Consider the following 16,413-nt stretch of genomic DNA (forward strand, 5'->3'; position numbering starts at 1 on the left):
TGATCCGCCCGCGCCCCGAACAAGGCACATCGCTACTTGATTTCGATCGCCCCGTTGCCTTGTGCGGGCGTCCTGCGGCGCTGGAGAAATACCTGGTCGCTCCCTGTCGGGCCGCTGCTCCGGGTCCCGGCGGGCGAGCCGAGGTCGCCCGACTGCGCGCGGGGAAGGCCGGACGGGTAGAACTGCGCGTACCAGCGCCGCAATGCCTTGATGCCCTTTTCGTGCGGCAGCAGGATCGGGTGCGGTCGGTGGATCTTGTGATCCCAGATCCGGAGCTCCTCACGCACCTCGCCCAGGGCTTGCGTTCGGAAGACGACCTTGAGCGCGGGCGTCAGGAACGGGAACCGAGCCGGTTTACGGATGTAGTACAGCATCCGCATCTCGCTCGTACGGTCGTCGACGGGGGTGGTGAGGGCGACGGCGGTCAGTGACAGGACGGGGCCCTGGGTGCGGACCACCATGACACCCGGTCCGTACATGAAGGCGTCGAAGGTGTTGTCGATGTCCCGGCCGAGAACGCGCCGGCGGATCCGGCCGCGGGCTTCGGCGAAGGGGCCGTTCGACCGCCAGTCCTGGAGAAGTGGTTCGCTCTGGCCGTGAATGAAGTGGAAGTGGGACTCGTCGACGATGTTCTCGCGCATCTCCTGGACGTGGATGCGCGCGCGGCAGGTGTCGTCGATCGGCTTGGCGAACCGCCTGGATGCCGCCTCCGGTATCTCCGGTACCTCCCATGACGGATCGTCCGGCCCGGCGTGGACGAAGACGAGCCCACTGTGCTCACGGACCGGAAAGCCGCCGAGGGACACCTTCGGAGTCCGCTGCGCGAACGGGGCCTTCACGCACCGTCCGTCCGGGCCGAATCGCCAACCGTGGAACGGACACTCCACGGTGCCGTCCACGACCTTGCCGCCGGCGCCGAGATGCGCACCGTAGTGGGGGCAGTGCGCGTCCCGTACGGCCGCTCGGCCATCAGCTCCGCGGAAGGCGATGAGCGCCCGTCCGAAGTAGTGGAGGCTGACGACCTCGCCCGGACGGAGCTCGGCGCTGCGGAGCACGGCGTACCACCCGTACGGAACGGTCGGCATCGGGTAGTCATCGGCTCGCGGGTCGCGCGGCAGGGCGGCAAGTTTGTCATGGCGCCGACGAAGAGGCATGAGTGGATGCTAGCGAGGGCGCTGCTCCCGCACCGCCGGAAGCAGCGCCGCGTACCCGGGCACGTCCGGACACTTCCAGCCGTAGGGCGAGTGGGCGGCACTCCAGGTGGGGGTCTCCTGGAGCGGTGTCGACCACAGTGTCACGCCGGTCTCATCGACGACCGCCGCCCAGTGGTGCCCTTTGCCTACGTCGACGCCAACCCGTACCCGGGTCCGTGGCTTGCTCACTCGCCCTTCCTCGCACCGCACGGCACTCGATCAAGGAGGCTGCGGAGCGGACCTGCTCAACGGACCAGTCCGGGTGATCGGCACGAACGCACATCGTCCAGGGGCGGACGCGTGGTGGAATGCGGGGGGGGTGGTGGCCCCGGTTCCGACGGGGCCACCACCCCTTGTCCTGCCCTTGTCCTGCCCCTGTCCGGTCAGGCCGGTTCCGCCAGGGTCAGCGGTAGCAGGTGGTCACGAGGACCGTGTCACCCGCGTGGACGACCGTCGGGGCATGCGGCGAAAGCGCGACCACCGCGTCCTCCTGCTTCCTGCAGTCGGACATCCGGACCCGGGTGAATTCGGGCGTGAGGCGGAAATGGACAAGCGCCACCCTGGCCCTCGCCGCGCTCGCGCCGGCCAGCTGCTCCCTGGCGATCGTGCCGTCGCTGGTGCGGACGAGCAAGGTGGTGCTGTCGGCGGCGGTGCTGTCGGCGGCGGTATGCACCGAGGTCTGCGAACCGCTGCCGGCGACGCCGGCGGCCAGGGCGGTGCCCGCGCCGCAGGCCACGACCAGGGCGGTGGCGATGCCCGCGATGGCGGTGGCCCGCTTGCGGCGAGCCCCACGCTCGATGACGGCCGTGTCGAAGTGCGGCGTCTCGGCGGTGTTCACGAAGTCGTTCATGGCGTTCACCAGTTCCTGCTCGAAGAGTGTGCAGCCAGAAGGCCGCGATTCGTGTGATCTCATCGGATTCCTTCCGTGGGCTGCTGCGGTGAAGGGCTGGAGAGTGCGGGGAACTGGCCTCTGAGCTTGTCGATGCCGCGAGCGAGCTGGGACCGCACGGTGCTTGGTGAGATCTTCAGGTCGGCTGCGATCTCGTCATCCGACAGGTCATGGAAGTACCGCAGTACCACGACCGTCCGCATGCGAATCGGCAGACCCTGGAGGGCCCGGACCAGTTGGTCCCTCGTGTCCACCTGCCCGTACTGGTCCCCGGGGGCGGCACGGTCGCCGTCGTCCTGGTGCGGGACCGTGCGACGGAACCTCCGCCACCGGTCGTTGACCAGGTTCACCATGATCCGCCGCACGTAGGCCTCCGGAGCGTCCTTGGCGGCGATGGTGCGCCACTTGCGGCAGGCCCGCTCCAGGGTCTCCTGGACCAGGTCCTCCGCGGTCTCACGGTTCCCCGTCAAGACGAGGGCCCCGCGGAACAGTACGGCCGACCGGGCGACGACAAAGTCGTGGAAGTCGTACTCCGACTCCGACTCCGCCGGTCCGGGCTCACCGATTCCGATTCGGACATCGCGCTCGGTTGCCAGGTCCACATCCCCATCCCTTCCTGTCACCCCTCCTCGACGGGAAAGCGGTCCCGTGTGCTGCACGCACATCGTGAGACCTGGGTCACACAGGTCCTGGAAGGAACGGGCCCGGCCCGGCGACCGGTGCGGACCTGGTTCGAGGCGGAAATGGACGCCGCCCGTGTCCCGTTTGCGAGCCCGCCCGCCCCGTCGCGGGGGGCCCGCCCGGCGGGGGAGACCGGCAAATGCGTCGACCACCGAGTGCCGGGTGCCACATACGGTCAGGGCCTGATCGCGAACACCATGCCTATGTCGCCGGCCTGCTGGACCGGGTTCTGCTCGGTGCTGACCGTGAAGCCGTGCGTGAGGAGGGTCCTGCAGACCGCGTCGCGGTTCTGCCGCCAGCGCTCCACCTCCACCACGGCCTGGCGGACCAGCGGCCAGTGCCGTTCCTCGATGCCCCTGAGTACCTCGAGTTCGGCGCCTTCCACATCGATCTTGAGCAGGTCGATGCGGTCGATGCCCTGCTCGTCGAGCGCCGATGACAGGGTCCGGACCTTCACCCGGTGCGTCTCAAGGCGCCGCATCACCCGCAGCTTGCGGCCGACGAGAACAGTGAGAATGGGGAGGGGTACGCGGCGCAGGACCGGTCCCAGGCCGCCCTGACTGATCATTTCGACAATGCTGGCGGTGACCCGGCGCCGCTCAGCCTCGATGTTCCCCTGATCTCGCGAGGAAGAAGAGAAGATCGTGGCGGCCGGAACGTAGCTGAAATCGAGCTCGTCCTCGCGAGACGCCAAGCCGTAAGGGAGCGCGGTCAGGCGCCCGTTGAAGAAATCGCGAGCGTTGCGCTCAAGTGTCGCGTGGAGTGGGGGCAACGGCTCGAAGGCATAGATCCGCACGTCCCCGTCCAGCCGTTCGTACACGGTCGCCGAGAACACGCCGATGTTGGCGCCCACGTCGAGTACCGTCGCGCCCGGCGTGCACACGATGCCGTGGGTGAAGTAGCCGCCCACCTCCTCGCGCAGGAAGGACACCTCCCAGGGATTGATGCTGTGCAGTTCCATCACATTCATGGCCATGACAAATTCACTATCAGCACTGGGACGGCAATCCAACCCGTGCGGTTCACTTCGGCCGATTCCCTCGCCTGGCACTGCGGCCGCGCCGGGGCGTCACAACAGACCCCCGGGCCGTCATCAGCCCGGGGGTTCGTGGTGGAGCGGGTGACGAGAATCGAACTCGCGCTCTCAGCTTGGGAAGCGACGGCGCTTGGGGAGTCGGATAGCTTCTGACCTGGGCATACGCGCTCAGGCGTGGCGCTTCGGAACGAAGGATTACGCCGTTGTCGACCGTGGTTTACGGGTCTTATGGGCACGCTATGGGCACGCCGTCGGGTTGGAGATGCGGTGGCGCTCTCCTCCGGCCGGCGAGTGGCCGAGCCCCAGAAGTGAGCGTTTGCCGTGAGGCTGCCGTTGCGTGAGTACACGCCGGATCAGTGACGGCCGAACGCATCGGGGCGGAGGTGACCTTGAGCAGCTCCTGTCCCTCGGTCTGCGCCGTGTCGCCGCCGAAGAGCAGTTGCTCGGCTGGCCCAGGAGAGACGCGGATCGCCCGCACGAGGCTGCCCGCCGTCACCTGCACGCTGCTGTTCGGTGTGCTCACGGAGGCGGGCTACCTGGTGGAGGCAACTCAGGCGGGTGTTCCGAGTGCTCTCATCGTCCGTGTCGGACGTACCTCCACCCGCGGGTCCCCCGCGACCCGGGCACTGGCGCACTGGCCGACCCTCACCCCGCATCGGTGAGCCTGCCTCTCCTTCGACGTGGAACCGCGCCTGGTCGACGGGCAGGGCGACGCTTACGACGAAACCGGCTCCGGGGCTGCACAGCCACAGGACCGCCTGGGCGATCTCGTCGGCAGTGCCGAGCCGGTTGATCGGCTGGTTCGCCTCGGCTTCGGCCCGGTCGAGCTCACTTTGTCAATCACGCCACTCACCATCGGGGTGTCGATGGTGCCGTCGACCGCGACGGCGACCTGGTCCTCGTCGCTGACGTCTCAGGTGAGGGCGAGGGCTCGGTGGCCGGACTACACGCGCCTCGAACAGGGCCGCATGCAGGCCTCCGCGCCGGTCCTGGACGTTCTCGCCCGGGTGCTCCACCTGGACGACGACGAGCGCGGCTACCTCTTCCAGCTCGCCGGCAAGACCATCGCCCGCACCCGGGGCCGAGGCCGGCAGAAGGTCCAGCCGCAGTTGCAGCGGGTGCTGGACGACCTCACCGCGACCCCCGCCATCGTGCAGGGCCGGCGCGGGGACGTCCTGGCCTGGAACGCGCTGGCGGCAGCGCTGGTCACCGACTTCTCCCGGGTCCCGGAGAAGCACCGCAACTACCCTCGACTGATCTTCACGGATCCGGCCATGCGCACCCTGTACTCCGACTGGGAGAACTCGGCGAGGCTCGCCGTGGCTCAGTTGCGGATGGAGGCGGCGAAGTACCCCGAGGACCCCCGGCTGATCGAGCTGGTCGGTGAACTGTCCCTGCGCGACAAGCAGTTCGCCCAATGGTGGGGCGACCACAAGGTCGCCGCCCGCACGGTGGGCACCAAGACCCTCGACCACCCGGTCGTCGGCGAACTCGTCCTGGACTGGGACACCCTCACCGCCAGCACCGACCCGGACCAGAACCTCACCGTCTGGACCGCGGCCCCCGGCTCCGCCACCCACGACCGCCTGCGCATCCTCGCCTCCTGGGCGGCCGAACAGCGTCTGTCGGCGTCGCAGCCGCTGAGCTGACAGCGCGGGCCGCATGGTGGCGTACTGCTCATGCGTCGTGGTGGCTGCGGGAGGCCGGGGCGGGGTTCGGCTGGACGTCTTCGGTGGCGGCCCAGGCAGCGAGCAGCTGCAGGGCGTCGTGGTCGGGGGTGCCGGGCGCGGCGCTGTAGGCGGTGAGGGTCAGACCCGGCTGGGCGGGCAGTTCCATGGCGTCGAAGTCGAGGGTGAGGGTGCCGACGGCCGGGTGGTGGAAGGACTTGCGGCCGGTGTGGTGCAGGCGCACGTTGTGCCTGGCCCAGGCGGTTCGGAACTCCTCGCTGAGGGTGACGAGTTCGCCGATCAGCCCGGTGAGTTCGGTGTCGTGCGGGGCACGGACCGACTCGGTGCGGAGCAGGGCGACGGTGGTGTTCACGGACACCTCCCGGTCGGGAAAGAAGTCACGGCCGCCGGGCAGGAGGAACTGGGAGCGGGCGATGTTGGCCGTCTGCGCGGTGGGAGTGGGGAACAGGGGTGCGTAGAGGGCGCGGCCGACGGTGTTGGTGGCGAGGATGTCGAGGCGGCCGTTGCGGATGAAGGCCGGGGAGTCGGTCATGGAGCGCAGGACGCGCAGGACACTGTCCGGGAGCGGGCCGCGGGCGCGCCTGCGGCGGGCCGGGCGTCTCGCTGCGGCCCGGGCCAGGTCGAACAGATGGGCGCGTTCGGCGTCGTCGAGCTGGAGGGCGTTCGCGACGGCGTCGAGGACCTCCTCGGAGGCCCCGGCGATGTGGCCGCGTTCCAGACGGACGTAGTAGTCGATGCTGACGCCGGCGAGCAGGGCGACCTCTTCGCGGCGCAGGCCGGGGACGCGCCTGTTGCCGCCGTAGGCGGGCAGCCCGGCCCGCTGCGGGGTGATCCTGGCGCGGCGGGAGGCCAGGAACTCGCGGATGTCGCTCTCGGTGCTCACCGTTCCAGGCTAGGTCGGGTGGCCGGAGCGTGGGGGGCTCTGTCAGTACCTGGCGGCACAGACCCTCCCTCACCGCTTTGAGCTGCTGTTTCCTCGATGGAGGCAGACCATTCAGACCAAGGAGTCGTCCCTCATGCCGAAGCAGTCCGCACCCCAGGAGCTGGCCGGGATCGCGCCCAAGCTCGTCGAGGTCACCGACGAGGTCCTCTTCGGTGACGTCTGGGAACGGCCGGGACTGTCGCCGCGCGACCGAAGCCTGGTGACCGTCAGCGTGCTGGCCGCCCTCTACCGCGGCGAGCAGCTCGAATACCACCTGGGTGTCGCCCTCGACAACGGGCTGGGCGTGGCGGAGCTCTCCGAGGCGATCACGCACCTGGCCTTCTACGCCGGCTGGCCCAACGCCATGTCGGCGATCACCAGGCTGAAGGGCATCGCCGAGAAGCGCGGCGCCTGAACCTGCACGAACACGAAAACGAACACGAACACAAGCACAAAGGAATCGATCATGGAACTGCTCCCGAAGCCACCGACGATGAAGCTGCCCGAGAAGTGGTTCACCGGAGACGCCTGGGCGGACGTGATCTACCGCGGTGAGGAGCCGTCCCGGGCCCGTGCCAACGCGGTGCGCTTCGCACCCGGTGCCCGCACCGCCTGGCACTCCCACGGCCTGGGCCAGACCCTGTACATCGTCGAGGGCATCGCCCTGATCCAGTCCCGCGGCGGCGACATCCTCGAAGCCCACCCCGGCGACGTGGTCTGGACCCCGCCGGGCGAGGAGCACTGGCACGGCGCCGCCCCGGACCACTTCATGGTCCACATCGCGCTCTGGGAGACCGACGAGGTCGACTGGCTCGACCACGTCACCGAGGCCGAGTACACCGGCCCTCGCCGCGGCGGCCGCGCCGACCGCGGCGCCTGACCGGCGCTCCCGTACCGCCGTCAGCGCCGCCGGATGTCAGCCGGCCACCTCTGTCAGCCGCGTCTGCGGGAGCCTGCGGTGGATCGGCCCGGTGACCCGGGTCAGGGGCAGGCCGGTGCTCCGGGTGGCGTGGGCGATGATCTCGGCGGTGATGGAGACGGCCGTCTCCTCGGGGGTCCGGGCGCCGAGGTCGAGGCCGATCGGGGAGTGCAGCCGCTCCAACTGCCCTTCAGTTACTCCGACTTCACGTAGTCGGCGCAGGCGTTCGTCGTGGGTGCGCCGGGAGCCCATGGCGCCGACGTAGCCGACGGGCAGGTCGAGGGCGAGGCGGAGCAGGGGGATGTCGAACTTGGCGTCGTGGGTCAGGACGCAGACGGCGGTCCGGGCGTCCACGGCCGTCCGTGCCAGGTACCGGTGGGGCCAGTCGGCGACCACCTCGTCGGCGTGCGGGAAGCGCGCCGTCGTGGCGAAGACGGGGCGGGCGTCGCACACGGTGACGTGATGGCCGAGGAAGCTGCCGGCCTGAGCGAGAGCGGCGGCGAAGTCGACGGCGCCGAAGATCAGCATGCGGGGGCGGGTGGCGGCCGTGTGGACGAGGACGGAGAGCTGCTCCGGGCAGGTGTCGGCGTCTCCTCCGAGGGAGAGCAACGCGGTGCGTCCGGTGCGCAGTTGGGCGGTGGCCCGGTCCGCGACCGCCCGGCCGGCCGGCCCGTCGCCGAGCTCGCGGTCGGCGATCCAGCTGTCGCCGAGCACGCTCAGGATGGCCCCGGCGAGGGGGCCGTCCACGACCTGTGCGACGGCTGCGGGCCGGCCCCGGGCGGCCTCGGCGAGCGCCGCACCGAGATGCGGCCGGCCGGCGGGGTCGATGCGCTGGACGAGGACCCCTAGTTCGCCGCCGCAGGTCAGTCCCACGGCGAAGGCGTCGTCGTCGGAGTAGCCGAACCAGGCTCGCTGGGTGGGCCCTTGGTCGTGCAGCACCTGCCGGCACAGCTCGTACACCGCGCCCTCGACGCAGCCGCCGGAGACGCTGCCGACGGCGTTCCCGTCCTCGTCCACCGCGACCGACGTCCCGATGGGCAGGGGTGCGCTGCCGGTGACGGCCACGATGGTGGCCAGGGCGGAGGGGCGTTCCGCACGGCACCAGCGGTGCAGGGTGTCCGCGATGTTCAGCATGGGGGCTCCGGAGCAGACGAGCACTGTCGTAGAAGTCGTGAAGCAGGTGAGCGGGCCGCCGCCGCGGCAGGGCGCATGCGCGGCGGCGGCCCGGGGAGGGCCCGGCGGCCGTACGGGGAGTTCGGCTGCCGGACCCGGCTGTGGGGACGGTGGCGGTGGCTGTCGCCGTGGCGTCAGAGCAACGCCTCTGCGGTGATGGGCAGTTGGCGGATCCGTCGGCCGGTGGCGTTGAAGACCGCGTTGGCGATGGCGGGCGCGACACCCACCTGGACGACCTCGCCGAGCCCCTTGACGCCCAGCAGGTTGCCGGCGTTGTCCTCGCCGTCCAGGTAGATCGCGCGGATCTCGGGGACGTCGGCGTTGACCGGGACCAGGTAGTCGGCCAGGCTGGCGTTGACGATCCGGCCGTCGCGGTGGTCGGTGACCGTGTGTTCGAGCAGCGCTGTGCCGATGCCGCCCACGATCCCGCCGAACGCCTGGCTCTCGGCGAGTTTGGGGCTGATGATCCGCCCCGCGTCGTACACGCCGAGCATCCGCCGCACCCGCACCAGGCCCAGGGTGGCGTCCACGGCGACCTCGGCGAAGGTGGCGTTGTAGGCGAAGTAGGCGGACCGGTCGCTGCCCGGCCCGGTGTAGGAGCCGTCGGCCTCCAGGTGGGTGCGGCCGCCCCGGGCCAGCAGGCTCTTGTACGTCTCACCGCGCACGGGGTCGCCCTGCACGTGCAGCCGCCCGCCACGCACCACCACGTCGTCCGCGTGCACGCCGTACAGCGGCGACTCCCGGTCCCCTACGGCCAGTTCGACCGCCTGCTGCCGCACCTGGTTGCAGGCGTCGACGACGGCGGAGCCGACGCTGGCCATGGTCGCCGAGCCGCCGTGCGGCGAGGTCGGCGGATACAGGGAGTCGCCGAGCCGGAAGGTCACGGTACGCATGGTCAGGCCGAGGGCGTCGGCGGCCACCTGGGTCTGGGAGGTGTAGGTGCCCGGCCCCATGTCGCCCATCACGCGTATGCGGGTCGGCAGCTCGAATTCCAGTCGACAGCGACGTCACGTCATGCGTCGTTGCCGGGAAAACAGGAGCGCACCATGACCGAGGTCGATTTCGCCGAACTGGCCTTCAACGGATTCGTCGGGCAGTGGACGGAGGGCACCACCGACGGCCGGCGCGCGCCGCTGCTGCGCCGTCCCTCCGAGCTGGGCCTGTCCTACGAGGACGTGACGTTCCCGTCGATGGACGGCGTGCCTCTCGAAGGGTGGTTCATCCCGGCGGACTCCGACCGGCTGGTCATCCACAGCCACTTCTCGCCCGGCAACCGCTACGGCTACCCCGGCCACCTCCCCGGCTGGGACCGCTTCGGCGGCTTCGAGGTCGACTTCCTCCCCGCCTACAAGGGACTGCATGACGCCGGCTACAACGTCCTCACCTACGACCTGCGCAACCACGGCATGAGCGGCTACGGCAACGGCGGCATCTGCACCATCGGCCTGACCGAGTACCGCGACGTCATCGGCTCCCTCCGTTACGTGAAGACCCGCCCCGACACCAAGGCCATGAAAAAGGTCCTGTTGTCGGTCTGCCTGGGCGGCAACTCCACCGCGGTTGCCTGGGACAGGCACCCCGAGGAGTTCGACGAGATCCAGGCGATGGTGCTGCACCAGCCGCTGGAGGGCCGCTCCATAGGCGAGCAGTTCTCGAAGGTCATCGGCTTCGAGGGCGGCTACGACCGCCTCGACCGGGCAGTCCTGGAACGCACCGGCTTCCACTTGGCAGAGCAGTCGCCCGCGAAGTACGCCTCCGCCATCACCGTGCCCACGCTGGTCGGGCAGGTGCACGACGACGTGATGACCACCCCGGAAGCCGTGCAGGCCGTCCACGACGCCATCCCCGTGGAGGACAAGAAGATGCACTGGATCTACGGCACTTCACGCCGCTTCGACGGCTACAACTACTTCAGCGAGCACCCTGAGGTCGCCGTCGCCTGGTTCGACGAGCACGTCCGCTGACCAAGGCGGCCAAAGCGCAGCAGAACCCCCCGTGCGCCGGGTCTCAGCGTCGCCGCAGCCGCAGCACGGGGACCAGGTTCAGGAACAGCCCGACCACCGCGACGCCGGTGACCAGGTTCAGGCCGGGCCGGTAGGCGGTGAAGTCGGCGCCGCTGTCGCCCGCTCCGGCGAGCACGGCGGTGAGTACGGCGAGGACGAGGGCGGCGCCCACCTGGCCGGAGGTCTGCACCAGGCCGGACGCCAGGCCCTGTTCGGAGTCGTCGATGCCTTCGGTGGCCTGGGCCATGATGGCGCTGTACCCGAACGCGAAGCCGCCGCCGAGCAGGATCAGGGACGGGAACATGGCGGACAGGTAGTCCGGGGAGGACCCGGCCGTGGCCAGGAACCAGAGGTAGCCGAGGGTCGAGGAGGTCATCGAGGTGATGATCAGCGGTGCGGTGCCGAAGCGGTCGACGAGTCTGCCGGTCAGCGGCGAGCCGACCGCGACGATCAGGCCGACGGGCAGCAGCGCGAACGCCATGCGCAGGGGCGACCAGCCGCGGCCGTCCTGGAGGAAGAGGGTCATCATGAACTGGAAGCTGATGTAGGAGCCCATCAGCGCGATCATGCTGAGGTTGGCCCGGACCGTGGCGGCCTGGCGCAGGATCCCGAAGCGGATCAGCGGATGCCGGACCCGCCGTTCGATCAGGACGAAGGCGAGCAGCAGTACGACCGCTGCGGCGAAGGCGCCGAGCGTCGCCGGGGAGGTCCATCCCTTGCCGGGAGCGGTGACCACGGCGTACACGGCGAGCAGCATGCCGGCGGTGAGGGTGACCGCTCCTGCCGGGTCATGACCGCCGGCCTCGACGCGGCGGTCGCGCGGTATCAGCACCAGGCCGACGCCCAGCGCGAGCAGCGCGAGCGGGACCGGCATCAGGAAGGTCCAGCGCCATCCGATCCCGGTGAGCAGGCCGCCGAGGATCAGGCCCGAGGAGTAGCCGAGGGCGCCGAAGAGGCTGAACACCGACAGTGCCCGGTTGCGCTGCGGGCCCTCCGGGAACGTGGTGGTGAGGATGGACAGGCCGGCGGGCGCGGTGAAGGCTGCGGCCACGCCCTTGACGAAGCGCGTCACGATCAGCAGCGTGCCGTCGTCGACCAGCCCGCCGAGCAGCGAGGCGGCGGCGAAGACGGCAAGGGCGAGCAGGAAGACCCTGCGGCGGCCGAGCAGGTCGGCGGTACGGCCGCCGAGCAGCATCAGTCCGCCGTAGCCGAGGACGTAGCCGTTGACGATCCACTGCAGGGAGCCGGTGGCCAGGCCGAGGTCGTGGCCGATGGAGGGCAGCGCGATACCGACCATGGAGACGTCGAGGCCGTCGAGGAACAGCACCAGGCAGAGCACGGCGAGGACGGCCCACAGGCGGGCGGTCCAGCGCGGGTCGGAGGCGGCCGAGGACGGCGTCCCGGGGCGGGACTGGGTCAGGGACATGAGGGGGTGGATCTCTTTCCTGGCGGATGAGCCGGCCGGTCGGACGCCTCGGCGCTGAGGAACCGGTCGGAAGAGGGCCGGACCGGGGGCGGGGACGCGCGGCGCGGTCGGCCTCGTGACGAGCGTGCCAGGAGATGCCGTGCACGAAGAAGGGAGAACCTCTTCCCAGGCACGGGGTGCGTAGGAGAAAAGGCTCCCCCTTTTGAAGGGAATAGCTTTTGAAGGAACAGCCCGCGGTCGTCAGGCGGAGCTGCTCCTGGCCGTGTGGCTCGGGTCCGCGGCCCAGGACGCCAGCATGCGCAGGCTGTCGTGGGTGGGTGTGCCGGATTCGGCGGTCCAGACGATGATCTGGAGGTCGGGGTCGGCGGCCCAGGTGACGGCGTTCCAGTCGAGATGCAGGTCCCCCACGACGGGGTGGCGCAGGTGCTTGCTCCCGGTGTCGCGGACCGCGACGTGGTGGGCACCCCACCATTGCCGGAACTGGTCGTCCCGGACCGAGAGTTCACCCACCAGAGCAGCGAGCTGCGCGTCCCCGGGGTTGTTCGTGTTGTGCATCCGCATCTGGGCGATGGCCAGCCGGGTGACACCCTCCCAGTCCGCGTACAGCTCACGCATCGTGGGATCGGTGATGAGCAGCCTGATGTAGTAGCGCTGCTTCTCGGGGATCTTCCCGAAGTCGGTGATCAGGGCGGCGCCCATGGCGTTCCAGGCGACGATCTCGGTACGCGGTCCGATCACGAAGGCCGGGGTGTGCGCCATGTCGTCGAGCATCCGCTGCAACTGCGGCTGGGTCCTGGGACGCGGCCGGCGGCGGGGCGGACGGAACTCCTCCTTGGCCGCCAGCTCGTACAGATACGCGCGCTGGTCGTCGTCCAGGTGCAGGACCCGGGCCAGGGAGTCCAGTACGGACGGCGAGGGCTGGATGCGGCCCTGTTCGAGACGTGCGTAGTAGTCGGTGCTGATGGCCGCCAGTACGGCGATCTCCTCACGGCGCAGGCCCGCGACGCGCCGCGGGCCGCCGCCGGGCAGGCCGACGGCGGCCGGGTCGAGCTCGGCGCGGCGCGCCTTGAGGAATTCGCCCAGATCATGGCGGTGAGGATCGTGGCTCATGCCCTCACCTTGGCACCGGAGTGCGGCATTGTCAGGGGGAGGGATCTCTCCCTGGTTCAGCGGACGCGGCTCCACTTGCCGTGCAGCTGGACGAACTGCCCGCCGATGACGGAGCTGGCCATGCAGGTGCCCTCGGTGTAGTCCTCGATGTGCGTGACGTGGTCACCGGCGTCGGGCTCGGTCCAGCGCACGACGTACAGGCCGTCGCGGAGCTGGGTGGTGGTGTACTCCATCGTCTGCTTCCGGCCCTTGATGGCACCGCCGGTCACCTCGAAGCTGACCTGGGTCGCCGAGTCGAAGGTGATCTCCACCGTGAAGTGGCCGAGCGGGGTGTCCGGACCGAGGTCCGCCAGCCAGGTCTGTCCGACGCTGGGGAGGGTCGCGTTGCTGTCCATCGTTACTGCCTCTTTCTGTGGTGCTGTGAGCGGTGGTGCGGGGTGTCAGCCGAGGGCCTTGACGACTTCCTGGGCGAGGGGGACGGCCGAGGCGGGGTTCTGGCCGGTGAGGAGGGTGCGGTCCGCTTCGAGGTGGGGGGCGAAGTTCTCCTCGCCCTTGTGGTAGTCCGCGCCCACGTCCGAGACGAGGCGATCCTGGAGCAGCCACTTCGCCCGGTCGGCGAGGCCGTTCTGGATCTCCTCGGAGTTGGACAGCCCGGTCAGGCGGTAGCCGGCGAAGGGGGACTTGCCGTCGGCGTCCACGGTGGACAGCAGTGCGGCCGGGCCGTGGCACACCAGCGACACGATCTTGCCGGAGGCGAGCCAGGCGCTGAGCAGCCTGCCGGCCTCGGGGTCGTCGGACAGGTCCTCCATCGGGCCCCAGCCGCCGGGGACGAAGACGGCGGCGTAGTCGTCGATGTCGACGTCCTCGATGCGTATCGGGTTGGCCAGCTCGGTGGCCTCCCGCAGCGCGGTCCGCATCTTCTCCGCGCCCTCCTCGCCGCCGTTGAAGTCGGGGGTCAGGCTGAGCGCGTCGGCGGTCGGCGGGACGCCGCCCGGGGTGGCTGCCGCGATCTCGTGCCCGGCCTCCTTGAAGACGCCGTACGGACCGATTGCCTCCTCGGCCCAGAAGCCGGCGGGCTGCTCGAACCCGTCGGCCAGGGTCCAGTGGTCGGCGGCGGTGATGAGGAAGAGGATCTTCGCCATGGGTTTCTCCCTGGGGTGGGTCGAGAGTGGTCAGTTGTCGTTCGCGGCCTGCTGGACGACGTGGCTGTCGGCGGCCTGGACCAGGTGGGTGAGCTTGCCGCCGCCCACCGTCCACAGGTGGATGAAGCGGGCGTCCGACTCGGCGCCGGACTTGGCGACCGCGTGGTAGTGGCCGCGGACGAAGACGTGGTCGCCGGAGCCGTAGAACTCCTCGGCCACCGCACCGAAGGACGTGAAGCGGGGCGCGAGCCGGCCGAAGAAGTCGGCGCCGGCGCTCGCCCAGGTCTTGTAGACGCCCCCGTAGGGGAATCCGGGGGTGATGTCCCAGACGATGTCGGGGTCGATGACCTCGCCGACCACGTCCGGGGCCATGCCGGAGTCGTAGAGCCGGCGGACGAGGGCGACGTTCGGGGAATCGGACATGAGGGTGCTCCTCGATGATCTGCGGTGGGTGGCTCAGGCGGCGAGCGCGGCGCGGCCCGCCAGGAAGAACGCGGTCTGCTGGGCGACGCGGGCGCCGAGTCCCTCGGCGGTGGCGATGTCGGACTTGTGGACGGCCTCGGGGCCCGCGTCGACCGGGGTCTGGGCGCCCGCGCCGACGAAGTAGCCGAGGCGGTTGACGTCGTCCTCGCTGCCCTCGGTGGAGGCCCAGCCCGGCTGCACGCCGAGGCTGACCCAGTGCATGCCGTGCTGGGCGGCCATCGTGAAGAAGTAGCCGAGGGTGGAGGACTTGTCGCCGTTCTTGGCACCGGAGTTGGTGAACCCGGCGGCGATCTTGTCGGCCCACGTCTGGGCGTACCAGCGCTTGCTGCTGGCCTCGGCGAAGGCATGGAACGCGGCGGACGCCGTGCCCATGTAGGTGGGCGCGCCGAAGACGATCGCGTCGGCGGCGTCCAGCTGCGCCCACTGCTCCTCGGTGATGGCGTCCACGGGGACGGAGACCACCTCGGCACCGGCTTCGGCGGCACCACGGGCCACGGCCTCGGCGAGGACGGCGGTGTGGCCGTACCCGGAGTGGAAGGCGACGGCGACAATGGGACGGGAGGTGGAGGACATGGGGGGTATTACTCCTGGAAAAGGATCGCGTGAATCGTGCTCTGGAAGCTTGGCACGGAATTCGACAGCGAAGGTGGGAAGGATTTATCCCTGGCTTGGAGGGAAACCCAGGAGGAAATGCCGAAAATAGGAGTACCCATTTCTTCCGGGCTCTCCTTGATTTCTCCGTACGGGTATGGGCGGAGGCCGCACCCGTCAGGCGGCGGTGTCGGACGCGAGGCCCTCCTGCTGAGTCATCGCCCATGAGGAGAGGAAGCGCAGCCCCTCATAGGCGTGCGAGTCGGGTTCGGCGGCCCAGACGATGAGTTGCTGGCCTGGGTCGGCCACGCAGGTGAGTGCGTCCCAGCCGAGGGTGAGTTCACCGGCGACCGGGTGGTCGAACGCCTTGGTGCCACCGGCACGGGGTGCCACATGGCGACCTCCCCACCACGCACGGAACTGGTCGTCGCTCACGGACAGGTCGCCCACGAGGGCGGTCAGCCGCCGGTCGTCGGGGCAGGCCGCGGCCTGCTGCCGCAGCACGGCCACGGTGTTGCGAGCGGATTCCTCCCAGTCGGCGTACAGCGTGCGCATCGCCGGGTCGGTGAAGAGCCGCCGGACGTAGTTGCGCTGCGGCTTGGGAATCTTCGCGAAGTCGGTGCTGAAAAGGGCGGCGGCCATCGGGTTCCACGCGAGGATGTCCAGGTGCCGCCCCAGGATCATGCCGGGCGCCACGCTGAGCTCGTTCAGCACGGCCTGCAGCCGGGGGTGCGCCTTCTGCGGGGCGCGCCGCCGTGGCCCGCCGGCGTCCTTTCCGGCCAGCTCGAACAGCTGGTCCCGTTGCTCGTCGCTCAGGTGCAGGACCCGGACGAGCTCGGACAGCACGGCTGCGGAGGGGGTGATGCGCCCCTGCTCCAGACGGGTGTAGCAGGTGGTGCTGATGGAGGCCAGTACGGCCACCTCGTCCCGGCGCAGACCGGTCACGCGCCTGTGCCGGTCGGTTTCGGGCAGACCGACCGTGCGGGGGCTGAGCTCGGCCCGGCGGGCCTTCAGGAATTGGCCCAGCTCCTTACGGTGCGTACTGCTGTTCATACCGACCAGTGTGCGCGGTCCGCCACTTGACTGGGTAGGACGGTTTTATCCCTGGATACGCCGCTCCCCGGGTGGAATTCTTCTCTGTACGGGCCCGGCGGGCG

18 protein-coding genes and 2 pseudogenes are annotated in these 16,413 nt (G+C 70.0%); 4 read left to right on the forward strand and 16 right to left on the reverse strand.

Annotation, left to right across the window (positions count from 1 at the left end; translation table 11 throughout):
• Positions 1 to 32: 32 nt before the first annotated feature.
• From ABZ887_RS32620 to ABZ887_RS32645, 6 genes and pseudogenes are all read right to left on the reverse strand, one after another.
• On the reverse strand, positions 33 to 1,154 hold the full coding sequence (locus ABZ887_RS32620; RefSeq protein ID WP_361297221.1) for a Rieske 2Fe-2S domain-containing protein: 1,122 nt from the start codon (positions 1,152 to 1,154) through the stop codon (positions 33 to 35).
• A gap of 9 nt (positions 1,155 to 1,163) precedes the next feature.
• The gene (locus ABZ887_RS32625; protein WP_361297223.1) at positions 1,164 to 1,382 is read right to left on the reverse strand and encodes a hypothetical protein; all 219 of its coding nucleotides are present in this window, start codon (positions 1,380 to 1,382) and stop codon (positions 1,164 to 1,166) included.
• A gap of 214 nt (positions 1,383 to 1,596) precedes the next feature.
• Positions 1,597 to 2,043, reverse strand: coding sequence for a hypothetical protein (locus tag ABZ887_RS32630; RefSeq protein ID WP_361297226.1), 447 nt, complete (start codon positions 2,041 to 2,043; stop codon positions 1,597 to 1,599).
• Positions 2,044 to 2,102: 59 nt separating this feature from the next.
• Positions 2,103 to 2,654, reverse strand: coding sequence for a SigE family RNA polymerase sigma factor (locus ABZ887_RS32635; RefSeq protein ID WP_361297484.1), 552 nt, complete (start codon positions 2,652 to 2,654; stop codon positions 2,103 to 2,105).
• A gap of 284 nt (positions 2,655 to 2,938) precedes the next feature.
• Positions 2,939 to 3,739: an FkbM family methyltransferase gene (locus ABZ887_RS32640; RefSeq protein WP_361297229.1), complete on the reverse strand. Its 801-nt coding sequence runs from the start codon at positions 3,737 to 3,739 to the stop codon at positions 2,939 to 2,941.
• A gap of 755 nt (positions 3,740 to 4,494) precedes the next feature.
• A pseudogene (locus ABZ887_RS32645) lies at positions 4,495 to 4,673 on the reverse strand (SDR family oxidoreductase); the annotation flags it as partial.
• Here ABZ887_RS32645 and ABZ887_RS32650 point away from each other — a divergent pair.
• Positions 4,633 to 5,448: a transcriptional regulator gene (locus tag ABZ887_RS32650; RefSeq protein WP_361297232.1), complete on the forward strand. Its 816-nt coding sequence runs from the start codon at positions 4,633 to 4,635 to the stop codon at positions 5,446 to 5,448. The pseudogene ABZ887_RS32645 and the gene ABZ887_RS32650 overlap by 41 nt on opposite strands.
• 28 nt (positions 5,449 to 5,476) lie before the next feature.
• On the opposite strand, the gene ABZ887_RS32655 is transcribed toward ABZ887_RS32650, so the two are convergent.
• Complete coding sequence (locus tag ABZ887_RS32655; protein ID WP_361297235.1) at positions 5,477 to 6,370, reverse strand: helix-turn-helix transcriptional regulator; 894 nt, start codon at positions 6,368 to 6,370, stop codon at positions 5,477 to 5,479.
• A 133-nt stretch (positions 6,371 to 6,503) separates the two neighbouring features.
• Between ABZ887_RS32655 and ABZ887_RS32660 the strand changes: the two genes are divergently transcribed.
• On the forward strand, positions 6,504 to 6,824 hold the full coding sequence (locus ABZ887_RS32660; RefSeq protein WP_361297238.1) for a carboxymuconolactone decarboxylase family protein: 321 nt from the start codon (positions 6,504 to 6,506) through the stop codon (positions 6,822 to 6,824).
• Positions 6,825 to 6,875: 51 nt separating this feature from the next.
• The gene (locus tag ABZ887_RS32665) at positions 6,876 to 7,289 is read left to right on the forward strand and encodes a cupin domain-containing protein (protein ID WP_361297241.1); all 414 of its coding nucleotides are present in this window, start codon (positions 6,876 to 6,878) and stop codon (positions 7,287 to 7,289) included.
• A gap of 36 nt (positions 7,290 to 7,325) precedes the next feature.
• Here ABZ887_RS32665 and ABZ887_RS32670 read toward each other — a convergent pair whose 3' ends face one another.
• Positions 7,326 to 8,462, reverse strand: a complete 1,137-nt coding sequence (locus ABZ887_RS32670) for an XdhC/CoxI family protein (protein ID WP_361297244.1) — start codon at positions 8,460 to 8,462, stop codon at positions 7,326 to 7,328.
• A gap of 173 nt (positions 8,463 to 8,635) precedes the next feature.
• Positions 8,636 to 9,457, reverse strand: a pseudogene (locus ABZ887_RS32675) (molybdopterin cofactor-binding domain-containing protein); the annotation flags it as partial.
• A 90-nt stretch (positions 9,458 to 9,547) separates the two neighbouring features.
• Here ABZ887_RS32675 and ABZ887_RS32680 point away from each other — a divergent pair.
• Positions 9,548 to 10,465, forward strand: coding sequence for an alpha/beta hydrolase (locus ABZ887_RS32680; protein WP_361297247.1), 918 nt, complete (start codon positions 9,548 to 9,550; stop codon positions 10,463 to 10,465).
• A gap of 43 nt (positions 10,466 to 10,508) precedes the next feature.
• On the opposite strand, the gene ABZ887_RS32685 is transcribed toward ABZ887_RS32680, so the two are convergent.
• The 7 genes from ABZ887_RS32685 to ABZ887_RS32715 form a co-directional block, all read right to left on the reverse strand.
• Positions 10,509 to 11,930, reverse strand: coding sequence for an MFS transporter (locus ABZ887_RS32685; RefSeq protein WP_361297250.1), 1,422 nt, complete (start codon positions 11,928 to 11,930; stop codon positions 10,509 to 10,511).
• 240 nt (positions 11,931 to 12,170) lie between these two features.
• Entirely contained in the window at positions 12,171 to 13,040 is an 870-nt protein-coding gene (locus ABZ887_RS32690; protein ID WP_361297253.1) for a helix-turn-helix transcriptional regulator, read from the reverse strand.
• A gap of 56 nt (positions 13,041 to 13,096) precedes the next feature.
• A complete protein-coding gene (locus tag ABZ887_RS32695) occupies positions 13,097 to 13,435 on the reverse strand; it encodes a hypothetical protein (RefSeq protein ID WP_361297256.1) in 339 nt (112 codons plus the stop codon).
• Positions 13,436 to 13,480: 45 nt separating this feature from the next.
• Positions 13,481 to 14,182, reverse strand: coding sequence for a type 1 glutamine amidotransferase domain-containing protein (locus tag ABZ887_RS32700; protein WP_361297259.1), 702 nt, complete (start codon positions 14,180 to 14,182; stop codon positions 13,481 to 13,483).
• Between the two features lie 30 nt (positions 14,183 to 14,212).
• Positions 14,213 to 14,605 carry a nuclear transport factor 2 family protein gene (locus tag ABZ887_RS32705; RefSeq protein WP_361297262.1) on the reverse strand — a complete coding sequence of 131 codons (393 nt, stop codon included), beginning with the start codon at positions 14,603 to 14,605 and terminating at the stop codon, positions 14,213 to 14,215.
• Positions 14,606 to 14,638: 33 nt separating this feature from the next.
• Complete coding sequence (locus tag ABZ887_RS32710) at positions 14,639 to 15,238, reverse strand: flavodoxin family protein (RefSeq protein WP_361297265.1); 600 nt, start codon at positions 15,236 to 15,238, stop codon at positions 14,639 to 14,641.
• 195 nt (positions 15,239 to 15,433) lie between these two features.
• Positions 15,434 to 16,309: a helix-turn-helix transcriptional regulator gene (locus ABZ887_RS32715; RefSeq protein ID WP_361297268.1), complete on the reverse strand. Its 876-nt coding sequence runs from the start codon at positions 16,307 to 16,309 to the stop codon at positions 15,434 to 15,436.
• Positions 16,310 to 16,413: the final 104 nt, after the last annotated feature.

Source organism: Streptomyces sp. NPDC047061, assembly GCF_040643955.1.
GTDB lineage: Bacteria > Actinomycetota > Actinomycetes > Streptomycetales > Streptomycetaceae > Streptomyces.

What these genes read in the sequence shown, in the direction of transcription:
- ABZ887_RS32690 (WP_361297253.1), bottom strand. Translation starts at nt 13,040, where the DNA reads ATGAGCCACGATCCTCACCGCCATGATCTGGGCGAATTCCTCAAGGCG.
- ABZ887_RS32665 (WP_361297241.1), top strand. Translation starts at nt 6,876, where the DNA reads ATGGAACTGCTCCCGAAGCCACCGACGATGAAGCTGCCCGAGAAGTGG.
- ABZ887_RS32630 (WP_361297226.1), bottom strand. Translation starts at nt 2,043, where the DNA reads ATGAACGACTTCGTGAACACCGCCGAGACGCCGCACTTCGACACGGCC.
- ABZ887_RS32660 (WP_361297238.1), top strand. Translation starts at nt 6,504, where the DNA reads ATGCCGAAGCAGTCCGCACCCCAGGAGCTGGCCGGGATCGCGCCCAAG.
- ABZ887_RS32680 (WP_361297247.1), top strand. Translation starts at nt 9,548, where the DNA reads ATGACCGAGGTCGATTTCGCCGAACTGGCCTTCAACGGATTCGTCGGG.
- ABZ887_RS32685 (WP_361297250.1), bottom strand. Translation starts at nt 11,930, where the DNA reads ATGTCCCTGACCCAGTCCCGCCCCGGGACGCCGTCCTCGGCCGCCTCC.
- ABZ887_RS32670 (WP_361297244.1), bottom strand. Translation starts at nt 8,462, where the DNA reads ATGCTGAACATCGCGGACACCCTGCACCGCTGGTGCCGTGCGGAACGC.
- ABZ887_RS32705 (WP_361297262.1), bottom strand. Translation starts at nt 14,605, where the DNA reads ATGTCCGATTCCCCGAACGTCGCCCTCGTCCGCCGGCTCTACGACTCC.
- ABZ887_RS32700 (WP_361297259.1), bottom strand. Translation starts at nt 14,182, where the DNA reads ATGGCGAAGATCCTCTTCCTCATCACCGCCGCCGACCACTGGACCCTG.
- ABZ887_RS32710 (WP_361297265.1), bottom strand. Translation starts at nt 15,238, where the DNA reads ATGTCCTCCACCTCCCGTCCCATTGTCGCCGTCGCCTTCCACTCCGGG.
- ABZ887_RS32640 (WP_361297229.1), bottom strand. Translation starts at nt 3,739, where the DNA reads ATGGCCATGAATGTGATGGAACTGCACAGCATCAATCCCTGGGAGGTG.
- ABZ887_RS32715 (WP_361297268.1), bottom strand. Translation starts at nt 16,309, where the DNA reads ATGAACAGCAGTACGCACCGTAAGGAGCTGGGCCAATTCCTGAAGGCC.
- ABZ887_RS32620 (WP_361297221.1), bottom strand. Translation starts at nt 1,154, where the DNA reads ATGCCTCTTCGTCGGCGCCATGACAAACTTGCCGCCCTGCCGCGCGAC.
- ABZ887_RS32695 (WP_361297256.1), bottom strand. Translation starts at nt 13,435, where the DNA reads ATGGACAGCAACGCGACCCTCCCCAGCGTCGGACAGACCTGGCTGGCG.